Here is a 17,233-nt window from a genome sequence, read left to right as displayed (position 1 = left end):
AATAGCTAATGCGTAGAATTTGACAAGGCCAAATACGCAAAATAGCCATACACCGCGGAATTGCGCCACTTGTCAGCGATATGAAGCCGGTCATTCGCGCAAAAATGCAGCACGCCGATATGCCCCAAGGCAGCCATGCCAGCGCCGACCTCGAATCACAAAACTGGTCTTATGCGGAGTTGCAGGGCGTAATTATCCCACGTTGCACGATGATAATTCCAGTGATATGCAGGTTTGCATAATTCTCGCGGCAATATGATCCGCAAATCGGCAATACGGGAGATTCGGGAATGAAGGGCCTCAAGGGCAAGGTCGGCATCGTTGCCGGCGGCGGGCGCGGCATTGGCGCGGCAACCGCACGGCGCCTCGCCGAGGAAGGCGCCCACGTTGTCGTCGGTGACCTCATGGGCGACTGGGCCCGCGAAGTGGCGGAAAGCATCCGCTCCACCGGCGGCACCGCCACCGGCATCGAGCTTGACGGCACGAAGGCGGATTCACAAGCCGCTATCGTCGCCTGCGCGGTCGAGACCTACGGTGGGCTCGACTTTTACCATTCCAACCTCGCCGGCGGCACTGGGGGCGACAACGACATCCTCGATTGCCCGGAGGAGGTGCTCGACCTCAGCTTCGCCATCAACACCAAGAGCCACTTCCTCGCCACGCAGGCCGCGCTTCCGAAGATGCTCGAACGCGGCGGCGGCGCAATGATCTACACCTCCTCGGGTGCGGCATCGGGCGGCGCTCCATGGCAGGTCGCCTATCCGATGACCAAGAACGCAATCCACGCGCTCGCCCGCCACGTTGCCGCAAAGTTCGGCAAGAAGGGCGTGCGCGCCAACGTGATCTGCCCCGGCCTCGTCCTCACCGAAGCGGTCAAGCAGCACCTGACCGACGAGTATGTCGAGCGCGGCCTTGCCGCCGTGCCGCACGTCCGCCTCGGCCAGCCCGAAGACATTGCCGCCGCCGTGACCTTCCTCGCCTCCGATGACGGCGCCTGGGTCAACGGTCAGGTCTGGCATGTCAACGGCGGCGCGCAGATGCGGGATTGAGCCGCATGGCCGCGACCATGCCGGCAGACGCCGCCGCCACCCTGTCCACCAGCGGCAAGCCGCTGACCAACCGCTGGCTGGCGCTCGCGCTGCTGGTCATGGTCGCGGTGCTCAACTATGCCGACCGCTTCCTGATCCCCGGCCTTGCCCAGCCGATCAAGGCGCACTTCGGCATAAGCGACACGGTGATGGGTGCGCTGATGGGCCCGGCCTTTGCGTTGCTCTACAGCGTCTTCACCCTGCCCATCGCCCGCGCCGCCGACCGCCGCTCGCGCGTGATGATCATTGCGCTCGGTTGCGGTTTCTGGAGCTTCTTCACCCTCCTGTCGGGCCTTGCCACCAGCGCCGAAATGCTGGCTCTGGCCCGCGTCGGCGTCGGCATCGGCGAGGCTGCCTACCAGGCCCCTGCCGCCGCCCTGATCGCGGCCTATTTTCGGGCCAACGAACGCGGGCGCGCCTTTGCCCTGCTCGGCACGGCAATCTATGTCGGCCAGATGGCCGGCCTTGCCGGTGGCCCAGCCATTGCCGCTGCCGCCACCTGGCAGACCGCTTTCCACGCCCTGGGCATCGTCGGCATCGTCATCGCCATCGCCACCTGGCTGCTGGTGCGCGAACCGGCGCGCGACCGCGTTGACGCCGCCACCCCCGCGCTCCCTCTCAAGGACACAATGCGCCTGCTGATCGGCACGCCGTCGATCATGCTGCTGGCCACGATCATGGCGCTGGGTTCGCTTTCGGGCGTGACCTTCGGCATGTGGGGCCCCGCCCTGTTCGAGCGCGCCTATGGCCTGTCGACGCAAGCCGCCGGTGCCACGTTCGCGCTGTCGTTCGGGCTGCCCGGCCTTCTGGGCGTGCTCGGCTTCGGCTTCCTCTCGGACAAGCTCGGCAAGGGCGATGCCACCGTCCAGCTCCGCCTTACCGCGCTCGCGCTCGGTGGCGCAACGACGACCATCCTGCTTGTCACCTGGAGCGACAGCCTGACCATTGCCCGGTTGCTCGCGGTGCCCTCGGGCCTGCTTGGTGGCGGTTGGTCGGTCGGCGTGCTCGCTGGCCTGCAATACATCCTGCCCAACGCCCACCGCGCCACCGGCACCGCGCTGGTCCTGCTGATCTCGAGCATGTTCGCCAACGTCCTCGGCCCGGTCCTTGCCGGCCAACTGTCCGACTGGATCGCTGGAGCCGGCCCGCACGGGTTGCGCATCGGCCTCTCGGTAGCCATCCCCACGGGCTACATCGGCGTCTGGGCCGCCCTGCGCGCCATGCGCTCGCTGGAGCGGGACAAGGCGGCGCTGGCGGGTTAGCGCCGCAGTGCAAGCAGGCGGCGCTGCAACAGGGTCGAGAAGTCGCGCCGCCCGTCTGCGACGATGGCAACCGTCACAATGTCACCCTCAAGGTGGTAAACCACGCGATAGGGGGCATGAAGCACCTGTCGCCAGCGCTTGTCGCCCAGATCGACCAACTCGGGCACTTGCGGCCCGCGCTCCGGATAGTCCGCTAGGCCGTCGACCGTCGCAAGAATCTCCGCGATCAACGCGCGTGCGCCGTCCCACCCTTCGGGCCCTCGCTGCGCCAGACGCTGCTCGAAAATCTGCCTGAGATCGACCCGCGCCTGTTCGGTATAGCGGATCTTCACCTCAGACATCAGTTGGCCGCTCACCCGTGATGAGGTCAAGCATCCCTTCGGCGGGATGGACGCGGCCCGCCTCCATGTCCTCCTTCGCCAGCGCCAGCAGCTTCAGCAGCGCCAGCGTCTCCTGCATCCGGTAGTAGCTTGCCGCATCCTGCAGCACGGCCTTGGCCTCGCCGTTCTGGGTTATCACCAGCGGCTCGGCACCCTCGTTCAGTTCGCGCAGCACCTCCGCGGCGTTGGCCTTCAGGTAGCTGATCGGCTTGATGCGGCTTTCCAGGCCCATGACTCGGCTCCATCCATATTCGGCCATCTCTATTCAGACCGAATGTAGTCCGAATATGGATGACCAGCAAGCCGCCCTCAATAGCCCATCAGGCTCAGCACCTCCTTGCGGCTGCGGTTGTCCTCGAGGAAGGTGCCCATCATCCGGCTCGTCACCATGCCCACGCCCGGCGTGCGCACGCCCCGCCCGGTCATGCAGCCGTGCTGCGCCTCGATTACGACAGCCACGCCGTGCGGACGCAGGTTGTCCCAGATGCACTGCGCCACTTGCGCGGTCAGCCGCTCCTGGATCTGCAGCCGCCGCGCATAGGCGTGAAGCACGCGGGCGAGCTTCGATATGCCCACCACCTTGTCACGCGGCAGGTAGGCGATGGCTGCCTTGCCGATGATCGGGGCCATGTGGTGTTCGCAGTGGCTTTGGAAAGGAATGTCCTTCAGCAGCACGATATCGTTGTAGCCACCCACTTCCTCGAACTGACGCGCAAGGTGCGCCGCCGGGTCTTCGGCATAGCCCTGGCAATATTCGCGCCACGCCCGCGCCACGCGCTTTGGCGTATCGAGCAAGCCTTCGCGGGCGGGGTCATCCCCCGCCCAGCGGATCAGCGTGGCAATCGCCTGCTCTACCTCGGCAGGTACCTGCGGTTTCTTTCCCATCGCCTCAGGCCGCGAACGCGAACTCTTCGGCCACCGGCTTGGCCATGGCATTGGCGAAGTCGTGGTAGCCCCACGGCCAGGTGGCGGGAATGCCGGTCTTGTCGAGATACCAGCTGGTGCAGCCCGATCCGAAGATCGTCTTCTTCGCCGCCGCGATGCGCCGCGCCTCATAGGCTTCGTATGCCGCTGTCAGCGGCTCCACCGTGCGCGCCTCACCGCTGCGGACGGGCTCGAGCAGCTGTTCGATGTACTCCCACTGCCGCTCGGCAATGTCGATCAGCGGGAAGTTGCCGACCGGCGCCCCCGGACCGTTGAGCATGAAGAAATTCGGGAAATCGGGCATCGCGATGGCGTAGTGCGCGGTCGGCCGCGTCGCCCAGAATTCGTCGAGCGAGCGCCCGCCGCGCCCGGTCACCACCGCCGGGCGGATGAAGCTGTCGGCGCGGAAGCCCGTCGCCAGCACCAGCACGTCAAGTTCATGCAGCGTGCCGTCCTTCATCAGGACGCCTTCCGGTACGATCCGCTCGATCGCACCCACTTCCACCGAAACGCCGGGGCGCTGCACGCACTCGTAGTATTCCCACGAGTAGATCAGGCGCTTGCATGCGGCGTGGTAATCGGGCCGCAGCTTCTCGCGCAACATCGGGTCGCGCACGCTCTGCTCCAGGTTCTGGCGGCAGTATCCCTCGATCTCCTGCATCTGCGGGCTGGTGAAGTCGGTCACGCCCTCGGTAAAGCGATAGACCGCCTCCCAGTACTGCGGATCGTTGCGGATCGCCTCGATCAGCGAAGGATCGGCGGCAAAGGCGGCGCGCTGTTCGGCGGTGTATTCGAACTGCACCACCGGCATGATCCATTGCGGCGAGCGCTGGAAATGCACCAGCTTTGCAGCGCGGCTGCTCAGCGCGTTGACGATCTGGATTCCGGTCGATCCGCAACCGATCACGCCGACGCGCGCCCCGTCGAGCACGGCGCTGTCATCCCAGCGCGCGGAATGGAACGCCTTGCCGGCAAACGTCTCCAGCCCCGGCAGGTCGGGCATCTTCGGGTGATGCAGCACACCAGTGGCCACGATCACCACGTCCGCCTCGTAGGTCGAACCATCGACGATGCCGAGCGTCCACACTTTCGTTGCATCGTCGAAAGTGCACGACGTCACCTCGCTGTTGAACCGGATATGCGGCATTACGCCGAAGCGCTCGGCCACGCCCTTGAAGTAGGCGTGGATCTCGGGCCCGGTGGCGTAGTAGGCGCTCCAGTCCGGGTTCAGGGCAAAGCTGTAGCTGTAGGCGTGCGACGGGGTGTCGCAGGTCAGGCCCGGATAGCGGTTGTCGCGCCAGGTCCCGCCCAGTTCCGCGCCCTTCTCGAACACCGCGAAATCGGCATCGCCGCGCTGCAGCAGCTTGATCGCCGCCATCACGCCGGACATCCCGGCACCAATCACCGCATAGCGCAGCCGCGCCTTCCCACCCGTCTCGCTCATTCTCTTCCCATTCTCGTGAGTGCTTGTTTCGTGCCCGCCAGATCGCCCAGCCCTGCGGCGGCGTCATCACCCAAACGTATTATGCGTATCGAAAGCCGCCATTGATTACGCATCCGTTCGCGCAAACAGCGAAAGCCGTGCATGGACCGGATCGTCCGTCCCGGCCCGCCCGGTGCCCACGCCGTCACTGCCGAAATCATCGCCCTGCGCGGCAGGCAGGTCCTCGGCATGGTCGAGGATGAACGAGCGCCGGGCAAACCGCCACACCCCACTGCGCTGCTCGTAATGGTCGGCATAGCGTCCCCACGCCACGAACTGCCGCTCGCCGTCCAGCGTCAGGTGCCAGGCGCGTGCGGTGATCTCCCCCTGGGCGCGGGCGCCATCCACCGCGAACAGCGCCGACAGCGCGGTGTGCATCGTCGCCTTCCAGTTCGCCATCATGCCCGGCAGCCACGCGATGTAGCCATCGACCGGCCCGCAATAATACGGCGTGTGATCGTCCACCGCGTCGTCATGGTAGAGCGTGCGCAGGAGTTCCCAGTCGCGCCGGTCGATGCAGTGGCCATAAGCGGTGACGAGATGGCGCAGCGCCTCACGCGTTGCCAGTTCTTCCGCGCCGATCGGACGCGGCGCCAGCGCCCGCGCGCCAGCCTCAGACACCGAAGCCGCCGCCGACCGAGATCGTCTGCCCGGTCACGTAGTTGCCCCGCGATGATGCGAAATAGACCGCGGCCTGTCCGATGTCCTGCGGCGTGCCCCAGCGCTTCAGCGGCAGCATCGCCTTTACCGCGGCTTCCCATTCCGGGGTAAAGGTGCCGGCCTCCTGCCCGATCTTGAACTGCCCGGCATCGATCACACCAACCAGGATGGAGTTGGCGCGAATCTCGTGAAAGCCCTCCTCCTTGGCGATGCCCTTGATCAGCGCCTCGTTGCAGGCCTTGGGCGCTACCGACAGGCCATCGAGCTTCGGCCACCAATCGTGCCCGGCAGAGCCGAGATGGACGAAGCTTCCCCCGCCGCTTGCGCGCATGTGCGGCAGCGCGGCGTGGACGGCATTGTTGAAGCCGAACGCCTCGATCTCCATCGACGTGCGGAACATTTCCTCTGTCCAGTCAGCAATCGCCACTTGCGGCACCACCGGCCCTGCTCCCCACACCACCGTATGCACCCGGCCATGCTGCTCGACCGCCCCCGCCAGCGCTGCCTGCACCTGCCCGCGGTCGCGCACGTCGGCGCGGTGGATCGTCGCCTTCCGCCCGAGGGCGGCGATCTCGTCGGCCACCGCGCGGGCCACGTCCTCCTTCGAGCGAAAGACCACCGCAACGTCGCTGCCCTCGCGCGCGAATTCCAGCGCCACGCCGCGACCGATGCCGCCGCTGCCGCCGAACACGATCGTCGCTCCGGCCGGAAAAATCTCGCCCATACTCTCTCCCGTTTTCGCTTCGCGCTGCACACGCATTATTCCGTTACGCATTTTGTGCATGGTATCGCGGCTGCGGTCAATCATGCGCATTGCAAGCGCATTGCCGGTGGCGCTTGCCCTCGCCGCGCGGTTTTTGTAAGTAACACTAACAATATCATGCAGAGGAGCCGCACAGGTGCAAGACTTCAACGATCAGATCGCGTTCATCACCGGCGGCGCTTCGGGCGCGGGGCTGGGGCAGGCGCAGGTCTTCGGCCGCGCAGGGGCAAAGGTCGTCATCGCCGATATCCGCGCCGAAGCGGTGGAACAGGCCGTCGCCGCCCTCACCGCCGAGGGCATTGCCGCCCACGGCCTGGTGCTCGACATCATGGACCGCGCTGCCTATGCCCGCGCCGCTGACGAGGTCGAAGCCGTGTTCGGCGCCGCGCCCACGCTCCTGTTCAACACCGCCGGCGTCAACAGCTTCGGCCCGGTCGAGAACACTTCTTACGACGATTTCGACTGGATCATCGGCGTCAATCTGGGCGGTGTGATCAACGGCATGGTCACCTTCGTGCCGCGCATGATCAAGAGCGGCAGGCCCGGCCACATCGTCACCACCTCGTCCTTGGGCGGTCTGATGGGCAGCGCTCTTGCCGCGCCGTACTCGGCGGCAAAGGCTGCAGTGATCAACCTGATGGAAAGCTACCGTCAGGGCCTCGAAAAGCACGGCATCGGCGTATCGGTGCTGTGCCCGGCCAACATCAAGTCCAACATCGCCGAAGCCAGCCGCCTGCGCCCTGCCCGGTTCGGCCAAAGCGGCTACGTCGAGAACGAGGACTCGATCGCCTCGCTCCACTCGATCCACCAGCACGGCATGGACCCGGTCGAACTTGCCGAACACGTCAAGCGCGCGATCGAGGCCAACCAGCTCTACGTGATCCCCTACCCCGAAGCCAAGGACGGTCTGCGCGCCCACTTCGACCAGATCGTGGAATCCGTTCTCCCCCTTGAAGCCGACCCCGAAGGCGCCCGTCTACGCACCGAAGCCCTGCAGAACTGGGCCGCCGACCGCGCCCGGGTGTTCATGGAAAGGCAGGAGTGACCGGGCAGCTCGAACCTCGAGGCCCCGTTTCCTTGAAAGGAAGCGCGGGGCTGTTCGCGCTTTGAGGCATCAGTCCATCGGCTGCCAGTCGAACGTCAATTCGCCTTCACGGTGGGCGAACCGATTCAAGTGATCGGCGACCACCTGCTGCATCCGCGAGAGATCGCCTTCACCCGTTATCGTGCAGGTTACCTCGAGGGCCGCATCATCGGCCTTCAAGTTTACTGGCCCGAACGGCAGAGCCACGCGCCCCTGGGTAGGATCGAAAGAGACTTCGAACTTGTGGCCCCAATGCTTGCAGAGTTGCTGCAAGTAGCGGCTGGCGTTTGCGGTTGGGACGATGGCGCGGCTGGAGGGCATGATGACTCGCTTTTCAAGACTGTTTTCAGTGCATCTAAGATATATCTTTATAGTGCGGTGTCAACCGCCGGTGTGAATTGATGCATGATCCGAGGTTGACGAGATCGCCAAGTCCGTGGCAAGCGCGCCTGCACCACCGGCCAATCAGGCCTGCTGGCCCGAGCGGGTATAGCTTAGTGGTAAAGCTCCAGCCTTCCAAGCTGGCTATGCGGGTTCGATTCCCGCTACCCGCTCCATTTTACATTGCACCCACATGCGCCGACGTCAGCGAAAATCCTGAACTACAGGAGGATGTTCGCGCCTGCTGGCCACTGGCGTTCGCGGCTATCCAGCCGCAGCGAGGTAAATTGAGGTTTTTGGGGTGTATGCTCCGTCAAGTCTATCCGGTTGAGGGCAAAGCCAAAGTCTGCGCTGCTGTCGAACGACTGCTGGATCCGGCAGAAACGCATCATCGCGTATCAGCAGCGGCCTTACGTCCAACGCTCGCAGATGGCATTCGACCCATTCTGAATGGAGCGACAGGTCCCGCCGCTCCATTACCCCTTCAAACCGCCCTCACCCGCAGTTCGTCAAAGCTCTGGCGCACCAGCAAAGTCCCATTCCGCCAGACCGGGCGGAGCAGGTTGGCGGCGTCAGCCACTTGCTCCATCCGCCGCGCCACCATGCGGCCTGTTTCGAGCACCACAGCCTGTCGTCCCGCCTTGCTTGCCTTGCCTGGGTCGGTGGCTGGCGCCTTGGCCACATCATGCCAAACACCGGCGGCATCACGCATGGCGTTGGCCTTCATCGCAAAGCGCAAGGTGTCGCGGTTGACCTGCTGGAGCAGGCCGCCGCCCATGCCGAAGGCGATGTTGTCGATGGCGAAGCCTTCCTCGATCAGCCGCTCGATCAACTTGGCAATCGTGGCAGGCGTCATGCCATCGCCCTGGATCACGCGGACGTGGGGATCGAGCACGCGGTAGCCCTTGGCGTTGACGGTGCCGCCGAAGGCTTCCCACAAGGTCTTGACCGCCCGCACCGGGGTCTCCACCGGATCGCCGCTGTCGGGCCGCACGACCAGCGTGCCCTTGCGCGCCAGCACCTTGTTGCGCAGGCTTCCGCCCCAGATGCCGGTCAGCGCCGCATCAAGATCGTAGCTGTCCGAAACGACGGCAACGATCTTGCCCTCACCCTCGAACGCATCGAGCATGTTGGCATAGGCAGCCTCCTCGCGCTCGCGCCCCCAGCTGGTCATTGTGCTGTGCTCGGCCGCCGGGATCGAGAAGCCGGCCATGTCCGCGCCGTAGTAGCGGCGGGCCGCAATCAGCCCTTCCATGGTGTCGGTGCCCATGAAGTTGACAAGGTGGGCCATGCCGCCAAGGCCCGCGCTCTCGCCACTGCTGGTGCCGCGTGCGCCGAAGTCGTGCAGCTTGAACGGCAGCTGTCCTTCTAAATCTTCGCTGGTCTTCTCGAGCCCGGCACGGATGATAAGGCGGCACTGGCGGCTGATCGTGGCGACCGTGGTCGGATACCAGATTGCCCGAAGCAGGGCAGTCTCGATGAAGGTTGCCAGCCACGGCAGGCGCGGGTCTGTCGTCTCGATCTGCACCATCGGCACCCCGGTCGGCACGATCATGCCTTCAGGCAGCGCGCGGATCTCGATCGGCAGGTAGCCGCCATGCTCGTCGAGCACGATCTGCCAGCCCTCGCGGTTGAAGGGTACGCCATGCGCGGTGCAGATCGCCTCGGCCTCGTCGATGTCGGCCTGGGTCATCCGACGCCCGAGATAGTCCATGAGATAGGGCTGCAGGCCCATGAACAGCACTTCGTCAGCAAAGTCGTTTGGCCGAGCCTCGATATAGGCGCTGATCGCGCGGGTCTCGGGCGGGTACTGCAGGAAGTGGCTGTGCTTGTAGCTGTCGGTTGCCAGGATCAGGTTGGTCATGATGTGAACTCCTCACATTATCGCCGGGTGCAGGACTCCCCTGCGCGGCGCTTCAGTCTTCAAAGGTCGGCCATTTCCTCGATGATGGCCCAGTGGTCCTCGAACAGCATCTCGGGCGATAGATCGCCAAAGCGGTACCACTGTGCATGGGCAGCATCGTCACCGCCCTTCACGCTGAACAGCTTGCGGCGTTCGGGCAGGCGGAACAGGAAGGCGTGGGTGATGATACGCCCGCGGAGCGAGCGGTTCGGCGCATCGAACACCCGCGTACGCGCATCCTCGATGAAGCTGGCGAGCATCGCCGGCGGAATCTGGCCCTTGCCGTCGCTTATCGCGGTCTCCTCGCGCAGCTCGCGTATGGCAGCGTCGCGGATGCGTTCGGCCGGATTGACGAAGCCGCCCGGCAGCGCGAGCAGGCCCTTGCCCGGTGTGCGCCCCCGCTCGACCAGCAGGATATGGCCCGACTGGACGACGACCGCGTCGGCGGTGACGAAGGGCCCCTTGCCCCACTGCGCCGGATAAGCCGCCAGGAACTCGGCTTCCTCAAGCAGCGCCTTGAAGGTCTCCCCCAGCATGAACTCGCGCAGGAAGTCTGCAACACCTGCAGAGAGGATGGCGGCGGGCACTTCAGGGATGCGCTGGAAGTAGCGCTGGCGCACGTCGCTCGACGAGAAGGTGCCGTATTGGCTTTCGACCTGCAGGCTCTCCCACTCCGGAAACAGCTTGAGGTAATAGGACGAGGCGTCCTTGCCGTAGCCGGCCAGAGCGACACGGAAATCGCTCAGCCCATGGTTCTGGAAGCCATGGCCATTGCCATGCTCGAGCACCAGGGCGCGAACCTTGCGCTGGACCTGTGTGACCCAGGCAGTGTCGGAATAGAGGTGATCGTCGATGGGGGCGATGATCAGGCGGCCTTGCGCCACTTCGTGCCGGAAGGCTGAGCGAAGCATCGCCTCACGCTCGGCGTAAGTGAAAGGATTGCGTGGATCGCGCGCGACGTTGGCCGATCCCACCAGCACGAACAGCCGCTCGACCTGCTCAAGCGTGCGCGCGATGACGTGTTCGTGGCCGATGTGCAGTGGCTGGAAGCGTCCAATGAAGACGCCGAAATCAAACTTACTCATATCCGAGGCTCCCCCAGATGATCGTAGCGAGGCGGACTCCCCGACTCGCTGCAACCTTATGCGCACTGGACTTATATCCAGTCAAGATGTAAGATGGACGTCATGAGCCATCCACCCTTCGCCGTCACTGTTGACCTTGTGCTGATGACCGTCGCCGACGGTATTCTGTCGGTCCTGCTGCAGCGGCGCGTCGAGGAACCATTTGCCGACCAGCTTGCATTGCCGGGCGGGTTCGTTGGCATCGAGGAGGCGCTGGACGATTCCGCAAGGCGCGTGCTGGTGGGCAAGGCAGGCGTTGCCGCGCAGGACAGCGCATGGCTGGAGCAACTCTACACCTTCGGCGATCCGCAGCGCGACCCACGGATGCGCACAGTCAGCGTTGCCTACTTCGCTCTGTTACCACATGCGGTTCTGGAACGAGCCGTTACATCGAAAGCCGATCTCGCGCTACACCCGGTCAAAGAACCTTGCGAGCCGCTCGCATTCGACCACGCCGCCATCATCGCCGCAGCGCACGAGCGGCTCCGCGGCAAACTCGACTACACGCCCATCGCCTTCGCGCTGCTGCCTGACCTCTTCACTCTGCGCGACCTTCAGGCCGTCCATGAGGCCATAATCGGCACCACCTTCAACAAGCCCGCCTTCCGCCGCCGCATGCTCGACACGGGATGGATCGACGCGACTGGCGAACGTGAAACCGAGACGCCATTCCGCCCAGCAGAGTTGTATCGTCAGCGTTGATTGCGTTGCCCGGGTGTCATCGCCGACACAGCCTCCTGCACGCGATCCCATGCCGCTTCCGCAGGAGCTTTCTCGCCCAGCATGGCGAAAGTGCCATTCATCGCAAAGACGCAATGGCCGTGGACCGAGGCCAGCAGCGACCTGGTGAGCGCTTCGGCATCGCCCTTCCGCGACGGAGCCAGGGCAGCGTGCACCTCGGCTACCACGATGTCAAAAATGGCGCGCACTTCGTCCTGATAGCGTTCGGGCGGCGCTGCATCCTCAGGCAGGCGGAAGTCGTAGATGGCGGCCCAGGCGTGGCGGTGCGCCGTGGCGAACTCGAAATAGGCGGCGATGGCCGCTCGCAGCCTGTCCTGCTCCACTTTTTCAAGCCTTCGGACCAGATGATCGCGCCAAAGGGCAAGAGTGCGGCCGTTTATCGCCAGGATGAACGCATCATAGCTTCCGAACACGTTGTAGATCGTACCGATGGAGTATCCGATCCGCTTGGCAACTTCGCGCGCTGAAAAATGAGCGAAGCCAACCTCGTCCATGTGCCGATGGCCTGCTCCTACAGCAATTTCGCGCAATTCCTCGCGGCTGTGATCCGATCTGCGTCCCATGCCCTCGAAACTAGCCACGAAAATGAACACTGTCCAATAATTTAATTGAACACCGTATATTTTTGCGATAGCACTGCGGATTAGATGGGGGGCAAAGGGAAAATGCGCCTCTTAACCTCGCCGGAACCCACGCTCCGGTATGGCAGCATCGAACACGCGAAAGGTGCCTATGTCGTCTCCCGATTTCAGCTTGCTGACGAAGCGCCGCTTCGGCCCGATCTTCACGGTCCAGTTCCTTGGCGCGTTCAACGACAATCTCCTGAAGTTCGCGATGCTGTTCCTGGCGAACTTCGGCATCTTCGCGACAGATCCTGCGAATGCAAAGTTGCTGGCAGCTGTGGCAACGGGCCTGTTCATCCTGCCCTATTTCCTGTTCTCGGCGCTTGCCGGGCAGCTCGCCGATGCAGTGGACAAGGCGCGGCTGATCCGCTGGATCAAGGGCGCCGAGGTCGCCATCATGGCCGCGGCGCTGGCCGGATTCTGGTTCCTGTCGATCCCGCTGCTGCTCACCAGCCTGTTCCTGATGGGCCTGCATTCCACCCTGTTCGGCCCGGTCAAGTATTCGATCCTGCCGCAGCACCTGCATGCGGGCGAAGTCATGGGTGGCACCGGGCTGATCGAGGGTGGCACTTTCCTCGCCATCCTCGGTGGGCAGTTGCTGGCAGGCGTAGTCCCGCCATGGGAAGCAGGCCTTGCCGCCTTCGGAATCGCAATCCTCGGTTTCGGTATGAGCCTCGCCGTGCCCGCCGCCCCGCCGAGCGGTTCACTTCACACGATTGATCGCAATCTGTGGCGCGGCACGAAAGCCATTCTGGCCACGGCGCGGGAAGGTCGCGGCGTCTGGCTTTCGATCCTTGGCATCTCTTGGTTCTTCGCTGCTGGTGCAGTTCTGATCAGTGAATTCGCCCCTCTCGTCTCGGGCACGCTCGCCGCGCGGCAGGAAGTCGCCACGCTGTTTCTGGTGGTCTTTTCGATCGCGATCGCTGTCGGCTCGCTGATCGTCAACCGCTTGCTGAAGGGTGAGGTTTCGGCGCGCTGGGTGCCGCTTTCCGCCCTGATCCTCGCCTTTGGACTGATTGACCTATGGATCGCGACCAGCGGCTTTGAAGTCCGTACGGCAGGCGCCTCCACCGCGCAGTTCCTCGCCACCCCCGGCGCCTGGCACATCCTGATTGACCTTGCCGTGATCGCAGCTTCGGGCGGCATGTTCATCGTGCCGCTCTATGCAATCCTTCAGGTCGCCAGCCCGGAAGACAAACGCTCACAGATCATCGCCGCCAACAATGTCGTCAACGCCGGCCTCACCGTGTTGGCGGTGCTGGCGATAACGGGTCTGCTCGCCGCTGGCGTCGATGTCCCCGGCCTTATCGGTGCGCTGGGCTTTGCCACGCTGTTCGTCGCTCTGGCTTCAGTCTGGCTCCTGCCTGAAACGCTGTTCAAGGATGTGATCCGCCTGACCTTGCGCGTGCTCTATCGCGTTGAGGTTTCGGGCATGGAGCACATGCCAAAGCCGGGCGAGCGGGCCGTGGTGGTCGTCAACCACGTCAGTTTTCTTGACGGCGTGCTGCTCGGCGCATTCCTGCCTGGCAAACCGACGTTCGCGGTCAACACCCAGATCGCACGTTCGATCTGGATCAAGCCCTTCCTCAAGCTGTTCCGCGCCTTCCCGGTCGATCCCACCAACCCGATGGCTGCCAAGGCGATGGTCAAGGCGGTCAAGGAGGGGCGCACCCTCGTCATCTTCCCCGAAGGCCGCATCACCCGCACCGGTGCCCTGATGAAGGTATTCGACGGCCCCGGCATGGTGGCCGACAAGGCCGACGCCCCTATCATTCCAATGCGCCTCGATGGCCCGCAGTACACGCGCTTTTCCCGCATGCAGGGCAAGGTCCGCCTGCGCTGGTTTCCCAAGATCACGCTAACCGTCCTGCCCCGCGCCGCTTTGCGATCGAAGGCGAAATGACCGCGCGCCAGCGCCGCGCCGTGGCCGGTCGTCGCCTCTATGACGAGATGAGCGCGATGATGTTCGCGACGTCCGACACCGACCGCACCCTGTTCTCCGCCCTGTGCGAGGCGAGGGCAATCCATGGCGGCAAGGCGCTGGTCGTGGAAGACGTGAAGCGCGAACCGCTGAGCTACGACAAGCTCTTTGCCGCTACCACCGTGCTGGGCAAGCGCCTGGCGCAGGGCACCGCACCGGGCGAGGCCGTCGGCCTGCTGATGCCCAACGTGAATGGCGTGGTCGCCGCCTTCTTCGCACTGCAATCAATAGGCCGCGTTCCCGCCATGCTCAACTTCACCGTGGGCGTTGCCAACATGCGCTCGGCCTGCATGACCGCTGCGATCCGCACCGTGGTCACTGCCCGCGCCTTCGTGGATCAGGCAAAGCTCCACGATGTCATCGCCGCATTGGAAGGCGATGGCCTGCGCATCGTCTGGCTGGAAGACGTCGGCGCAACTATCGGCGCATTCGAAAAGCTGCGCGCGCTGCTGGGTGCGGGTAGCGCCGAACGGCGCCACCTGAAGCATCGCATTGCCGCTGAAGCCCCTGCCGTGATCCTTTTCACCAGCGGCTCGGAAGGCGTGCCCAAGGGCGTCGTCCTGACCCACCGAAACCTGCTGTCGAACTGCGCCCAGCTCGCCGCGCGGATCGATTTCAACGCCAGCGATATCGTGCTCAATGCCCTCCCGGTGTTCCATTCCTTCGGCCTTACCGGCGGTACGTTGCTGCCTTTGCTCAGCGGTATCCGGGTGGTGCTCTACCCCAGCCCCCTGCATTACCGCATCGTCCCGGCGCTCGCCTATGACGCCAATGCCACGATCATGTTCGGCACCGACACCTTCCTGTCGGGCTATGCCCGCATGGCCCACGGTTACGACTTCTATTCGCTGCGCTACATCTTTGCCGGTGCGGAAAAAGTGCGGGACGAAACGCGCAAGACTTATGCCGAGAAGTTCGGCCTGCGCATTTTCGAAGGCTATGGGGCGACCGAGGCCGCGCCGGTCATCGCGGTCAACACGCCGATGCATTTCATGGCTGGCAGCGTCGGCCGCGCCTTGCCTGCGGTCGAGACGAGGCTCGAAACGGTGCCGGGTATTGCCGAAGGCGGCCGCCTCTTCATTCGCGGGCCAAACGTCATGGCGGGGTATTACCTTGCCTCGGATCCGGGCAAGCTGCAGCCGCCACACGAAGGCTGGCATGATACCGGTGATATCGTCACCATCGATGAAGCCGGTTTCATCACGATCCGTGGCCGGGCAAAGCGCTTTGCCAAGATCGGCGGCGAGATGGTGTCGCTCCCGGCGGTCGAAGGCTACGCCGCAAAGTGCTGGCCGGGCTTCGACCATGCCATCGTCACACGGCCGGATCCCAAGAAGGGCGAACAGCTTGTCCTCTTCACCACTGCGCCGGGAGCAGAGCACAAGGCCCTGCAGGCGTGGGGCCGTGCCAACGGCGTCACCGAACTGATGATTCCGCGCGATATTCGCGTGGTCGATGCGCTCCCTGTGCTCGGCACCGGAAAGCTCGATTACGTCACGATGGGGGAAATGGCGTTGCAGCCAGCTGCACCCAACAGCGAGCCTGATGCCGAACTCGAAGCAGCCGAAGAGGCCTGACAAAGCCAAACTGAACGGTGTATAATTTTAATTAGACATCGTTCAGTTTTTGAAGCATGTTCCCGGCATAGGGGATGCATGACGATGATCAGCCGATTCGCCATAGCTGGATGGGGCAGCTACCGCCCGCGGGAGGTGGTTGCGTCGTTGGATCTCGATCTCCGGCATGGCCAATATCCGGGCTGGACGGAACGCGAATTCGGCATAGCCGCACGCCATGTCGCGGCGGCCGACGAAACGACCTCGATGATGGCCGCATCAGCCGCGCGCATGGCGCTTGATCGCGCTGGTTGGGATGGTCCGCCCGATGTGATCATCGGCGGATGCGGCGTGATGGAGCAGCCCATTCCGTCGACCTCCGCGATGGTGCAGGATCGGCTCGGCCTCGGCCGATCGGGCGTACCATGCTTTGACGTGAACCAGACCTGCCTGTCTTTCGTGACCGCACTTGATGTTGCAGGGATGGGCATCGCCACCGGACGCTGGCGCCGGGCACTGGTCTTCGCCAGTGACATTGCATCTGCCGGACTCGACCCCGCAGATGCCAAGACGCGTTCGATCTTCGGCGATGGCGCCGCAGCCCTGGCCATTGAGGCATGTGCCGAACCCGACCGCGGCATCTGCTCTGTTGCCAGCGTGACACAGGGCGCACATCATCCCCTCGCGCAATTGCGCGCCGGCGGCACCCGGCTGCGGGTGAGTGAGGGGTATGATGTGCTGACCGCCGGATCGCACTTCGAGATGGATGCTTTCGGCATTTTCAAGGCCGCAGCAAAGGCCCTGCCGGGGGTCATCAACCGCGCACTGGCTGACGCTGGTCTCGCCCGGGAAGACATTGCCTGCGTCGTCTGCCATCAGGCGAGCGCACCCGGGGTGGCCCATGTCAAACGCCTGTTTGCGCCCCGCAGCGACCGCGTGATCGATCTTTTCGCCACGACCGGCAATCAGATTGCTGCATCGATCCCGACCGTGCTGGCCCATGCGCTCGAGACTGGCGCGGCGCGGCAGGGTGACGCCGTGCTGCTGCTGGGCACCGCAGCCGGGATCAGCGCCACGGCCATGGTTCTCCGGCTTTGAGCAGGCGTCGCATCCTCGTCACCGGAGCAACTGGCGGACTCGGCCTCGCCATTGTGAGGGAAGCATTGGCGAGAGGTCACCAAATCATGGCGACGGGCCGATCGCATCAGGCGGGCGCCAGGCTTCGTGCGATGGGGCTGAATTCGTCGCTATGGACCTCGTCACACAGCACGCTTGTCTTC

At 64.2% G+C, this 17,233-nt stretch carries 17 protein-coding genes and 1 tRNA gene; 8 read left to right on the top strand and 10 right to left on the bottom strand.

The annotated features are described in order from the left end of the window. Nucleotides 1-290: 290 nt before the first annotated feature. Nucleotides 291-1,049: an SDR family NAD(P)-dependent oxidoreductase gene (locus C7W88_RS20425; RefSeq protein WP_118075332.1), complete on the top strand. Its 759-nt coding sequence runs from the start codon at nt 291-293 to the stop codon at nt 1,047-1,049. Between the two features lie 5 nt (nt 1,050-1,054). After that, a complete protein-coding gene (locus C7W88_RS20420) occupies nt 1,055-2,350 on the top strand; it encodes an MFS transporter (RefSeq protein WP_118075331.1) in 1,296 nt (431 codons plus the stop codon). Here C7W88_RS20420 and C7W88_RS20415 read toward each other — a convergent pair. The 6 genes from C7W88_RS20415 to C7W88_RS20390 all read right to left on the bottom strand — a co-directional run bounded on the left by C7W88_RS20415 (nt 2,347) and on the right by C7W88_RS20390 (nt 6,521). Further along, a complete protein-coding gene (locus tag C7W88_RS20415) occupies nt 2,347-2,691 on the bottom strand; it encodes a type II toxin-antitoxin system RelE/ParE family toxin (protein ID WP_118075330.1) in 345 nt (114 codons plus the stop codon). The two genes, C7W88_RS20420 and C7W88_RS20415, sit on opposite strands and share 4 nt — an antisense overlap. After that, complete coding sequence (locus C7W88_RS20410) at nt 2,684-2,962, bottom strand: type II toxin-antitoxin system Phd/YefM family antitoxin (RefSeq protein ID WP_118075962.1); 279 nt, start codon at nt 2,960-2,962, stop codon at nt 2,684-2,686. Before C7W88_RS20410 ends, C7W88_RS20415 begins: the two co-directional genes overlap by 8 nt. A 77-nt stretch (nt 2,963-3,039) precedes the next feature. Further along, entirely contained in the window at nt 3,040-3,615 is a 576-nt protein-coding gene (gene folE, locus C7W88_RS20405) for a GTP cyclohydrolase I FolE (protein WP_118075329.1), read from the bottom strand. A gap of 4 nt (nt 3,616-3,619) precedes the next feature. Then, on the bottom strand, nt 3,620-5,098 hold the full coding sequence (locus C7W88_RS20400) for an NAD(P)/FAD-dependent oxidoreductase (RefSeq protein WP_118075328.1): 1,479 nt from the start codon (nt 5,096-5,098) through the stop codon (nt 3,620-3,622). A 105-nt stretch (nt 5,099-5,203) separates the two neighbouring features. Then, the gene (locus C7W88_RS20395; protein WP_240344982.1) at nt 5,204-5,758 is read right to left on the bottom strand and encodes a nuclear transport factor 2 family protein; all 555 of its coding nucleotides are present in this window, start codon (nt 5,756-5,758) and stop codon (nt 5,204-5,206) included. Next, nucleotides 5,751-6,521: an SDR family NAD(P)-dependent oxidoreductase gene (locus C7W88_RS20390; RefSeq protein WP_118075327.1), complete on the bottom strand. Its 771-nt coding sequence runs from the start codon at nt 6,519-6,521 to the stop codon at nt 5,751-5,753. Before C7W88_RS20390 ends, C7W88_RS20395 begins: the two co-directional genes overlap by 8 nt. A 175-nt stretch (nt 6,522-6,696) precedes the next feature. Here C7W88_RS20390 and C7W88_RS20385 point away from each other — a divergent pair, with 175 nt between their 5' ends. Next, complete coding sequence (locus tag C7W88_RS20385; protein ID WP_118075326.1) at nt 6,697-7,605, top strand: SDR family NAD(P)-dependent oxidoreductase; 909 nt, start codon at nt 6,697-6,699, stop codon at nt 7,603-7,605. A gap of 69 nt (nt 7,606-7,674) precedes the next feature. Here C7W88_RS20385 and C7W88_RS20380 read toward each other — a convergent pair whose 3' ends face one another. After that, nucleotides 7,675-7,965, bottom strand: a complete 291-nt coding sequence (locus tag C7W88_RS20380) for a DUF2218 domain-containing protein (protein WP_118075325.1) — start codon at nt 7,963-7,965, stop codon at nt 7,675-7,677. A gap of 162 nt (nt 7,966-8,127) precedes the next feature. On the opposite strand from C7W88_RS20380, the gene C7W88_RS20375 reads away from it, so the two are divergent. Then, a tRNA-Gly gene (locus C7W88_RS20375) sits at nt 8,128-8,201 on the top strand. 308 nt (nt 8,202-8,509) lie between these two features. Here the strand turns inward: C7W88_RS20375 and C7W88_RS20370 are convergent. After that, nucleotides 8,510-9,889: a nicotinate phosphoribosyltransferase gene (locus tag C7W88_RS20370; protein WP_118075324.1), complete on the bottom strand. Its 1,380-nt coding sequence runs from the start codon at nt 9,887-9,889 to the stop codon at nt 8,510-8,512. Between the two features lie 59 nt (nt 9,890-9,948). Next, a complete protein-coding gene (locus C7W88_RS20365; RefSeq protein ID WP_118075323.1) occupies nt 9,949-11,013 on the bottom strand; it encodes a bifunctional nicotinamide-nucleotide adenylyltransferase/Nudix hydroxylase in 1,065 nt (354 codons plus the stop codon). Between the two features lie 93 nt (nt 11,014-11,106). Here C7W88_RS20365 and C7W88_RS20360 point away from each other — a divergent pair, with 93 nt between their 5' ends. Continuing rightward, the gene (locus C7W88_RS20360) at nt 11,107-11,754 is read left to right on the top strand and encodes an NUDIX domain-containing protein (RefSeq protein ID WP_118075322.1); all 648 of its coding nucleotides are present in this window, start codon (nt 11,107-11,109) and stop codon (nt 11,752-11,754) included. Here the strand turns inward: C7W88_RS20360 and C7W88_RS20355 are convergent. Continuing rightward, a complete protein-coding gene (locus C7W88_RS20355) occupies nt 11,745-12,356 on the bottom strand; it encodes a TetR/AcrR family transcriptional regulator (protein WP_118075321.1) in 612 nt (203 codons plus the stop codon). The genes C7W88_RS20360 and C7W88_RS20355 overlap by 10 nt on opposite strands. Before the next feature lie 139 nt (nt 12,357-12,495). On the opposite strand from C7W88_RS20355, the gene C7W88_RS24985 reads away from it, so the two are divergent. The 3 genes from C7W88_RS24985 to C7W88_RS20345 all read left to right on the top strand — a co-directional run bounded on the left by C7W88_RS24985 (nt 12,496) and on the right by C7W88_RS20345 (nt 17,051). Continuing rightward, the gene (locus tag C7W88_RS24985; protein WP_370073258.1) at nt 12,496-14,319 is read left to right on the top strand and encodes a 1-acyl-sn-glycerol-3-phosphate acyltransferase; all 1,824 of its coding nucleotides are present in this window, start codon (nt 12,496-12,498) and stop codon (nt 14,317-14,319) included. Then, nucleotides 14,316-15,974, top strand: coding sequence for an AMP-binding protein (locus C7W88_RS24980; RefSeq protein ID WP_370073257.1), 1,659 nt, complete (start codon nt 14,316-14,318; stop codon nt 15,972-15,974). Before C7W88_RS24985 ends, C7W88_RS24980 begins: the two co-directional genes overlap by 4 nt. Before the next feature lie 84 nt (nt 15,975-16,058). Further along, nucleotides 16,059-17,051, top strand: coding sequence for a 3-oxoacyl-[acyl-carrier-protein] synthase III C-terminal domain-containing protein (locus tag C7W88_RS20345; protein WP_118075958.1), 993 nt, complete (start codon nt 16,059-16,061; stop codon nt 17,049-17,051). The last annotated feature ends 182 nt before the right edge of the window (nt 17,052-17,233 follow it).

It is taken from the genome of Novosphingobium sp. THN1 (assembly GCF_003454795.1).
Classification (GTDB): Bacteria; Pseudomonadota; Alphaproteobacteria; order Sphingomonadales; family Sphingomonadaceae; genus Novosphingobium.
This window is presented reverse-complemented; position numbering and strand designations above follow the sequence as displayed.

What these genes read in the sequence shown, in the direction of transcription:
- C7W88_RS20425 (WP_118075332.1), top strand. Translation starts at nt 291, where the DNA reads ATGAAGGGCCTCAAGGGCAAGGTCGGCATCGTTGCCGGCGGCGGGCGC.
- C7W88_RS20420 (WP_118075331.1), top strand. Translation starts at nt 1,055, where the DNA reads ATGGCCGCGACCATGCCGGCAGACGCCGCCGCCACCCTGTCCACCAGC.
- C7W88_RS20415 (WP_118075330.1), bottom strand. Translation starts at nt 2,691, where the DNA reads ATGTCTGAGGTGAAGATCCGCTATACCGAACAGGCGCGGGTCGATCTC.
- C7W88_RS20410 (WP_118075962.1), bottom strand. Translation starts at nt 2,962, where the DNA reads ATGGGCCTGGAAAGCCGCATCAAGCCGATCAGCTACCTGAAGGCCAAC.
- folE (WP_118075329.1), bottom strand. Translation starts at nt 3,615, where the DNA reads ATGGGAAAGAAACCGCAGGTACCTGCCGAGGTAGAGCAGGCGATTGCC.
- C7W88_RS20400 (WP_118075328.1), bottom strand. Translation starts at nt 5,098, where the DNA reads ATGAGCGAGACGGGTGGGAAGGCGCGGCTGCGCTATGCGGTGATTGGT.
- C7W88_RS20390 (WP_118075327.1), bottom strand. Translation starts at nt 6,521, where the DNA reads ATGGGCGAGATTTTTCCGGCCGGAGCGACGATCGTGTTCGGCGGCAGC.
- C7W88_RS20380 (WP_118075325.1), bottom strand. Translation starts at nt 7,965, where the DNA reads ATGCCCTCCAGCCGCGCCATCGTCCCAACCGCAAACGCCAGCCGCTAC.
- C7W88_RS20370 (WP_118075324.1), bottom strand. Translation starts at nt 9,889, where the DNA reads ATGACCAACCTGATCCTGGCAACCGACAGCTACAAGCACAGCCACTTC.
- C7W88_RS20365 (WP_118075323.1), bottom strand. Translation starts at nt 11,013, where the DNA reads ATGAGTAAGTTTGATTTCGGCGTCTTCATTGGACGCTTCCAGCCACTG.
- C7W88_RS20360 (WP_118075322.1), top strand. Translation starts at nt 11,107, where the DNA reads ATGGACGTCATGAGCCATCCACCCTTCGCCGTCACTGTTGACCTTGTG.
- C7W88_RS20355 (WP_118075321.1), bottom strand. Translation starts at nt 12,356, where the DNA reads ATGGGACGCAGATCGGATCACAGCCGCGAGGAATTGCGCGAAATTGCT.
- C7W88_RS24985 (WP_370073258.1), top strand. Translation starts at nt 12,496, where the DNA reads ATGGCAGCATCGAACACGCGAAAGGTGCCTATGTCGTCTCCCGATTTC.
- C7W88_RS24980 (WP_370073257.1), top strand. Translation starts at nt 14,316, where the DNA reads ATGACCGCGCGCCAGCGCCGCGCCGTGGCCGGTCGTCGCCTCTATGAC.
- C7W88_RS20345 (WP_118075958.1), top strand. Translation starts at nt 16,059, where the DNA reads ATGATCAGCCGATTCGCCATAGCTGGATGGGGCAGCTACCGCCCGCGG.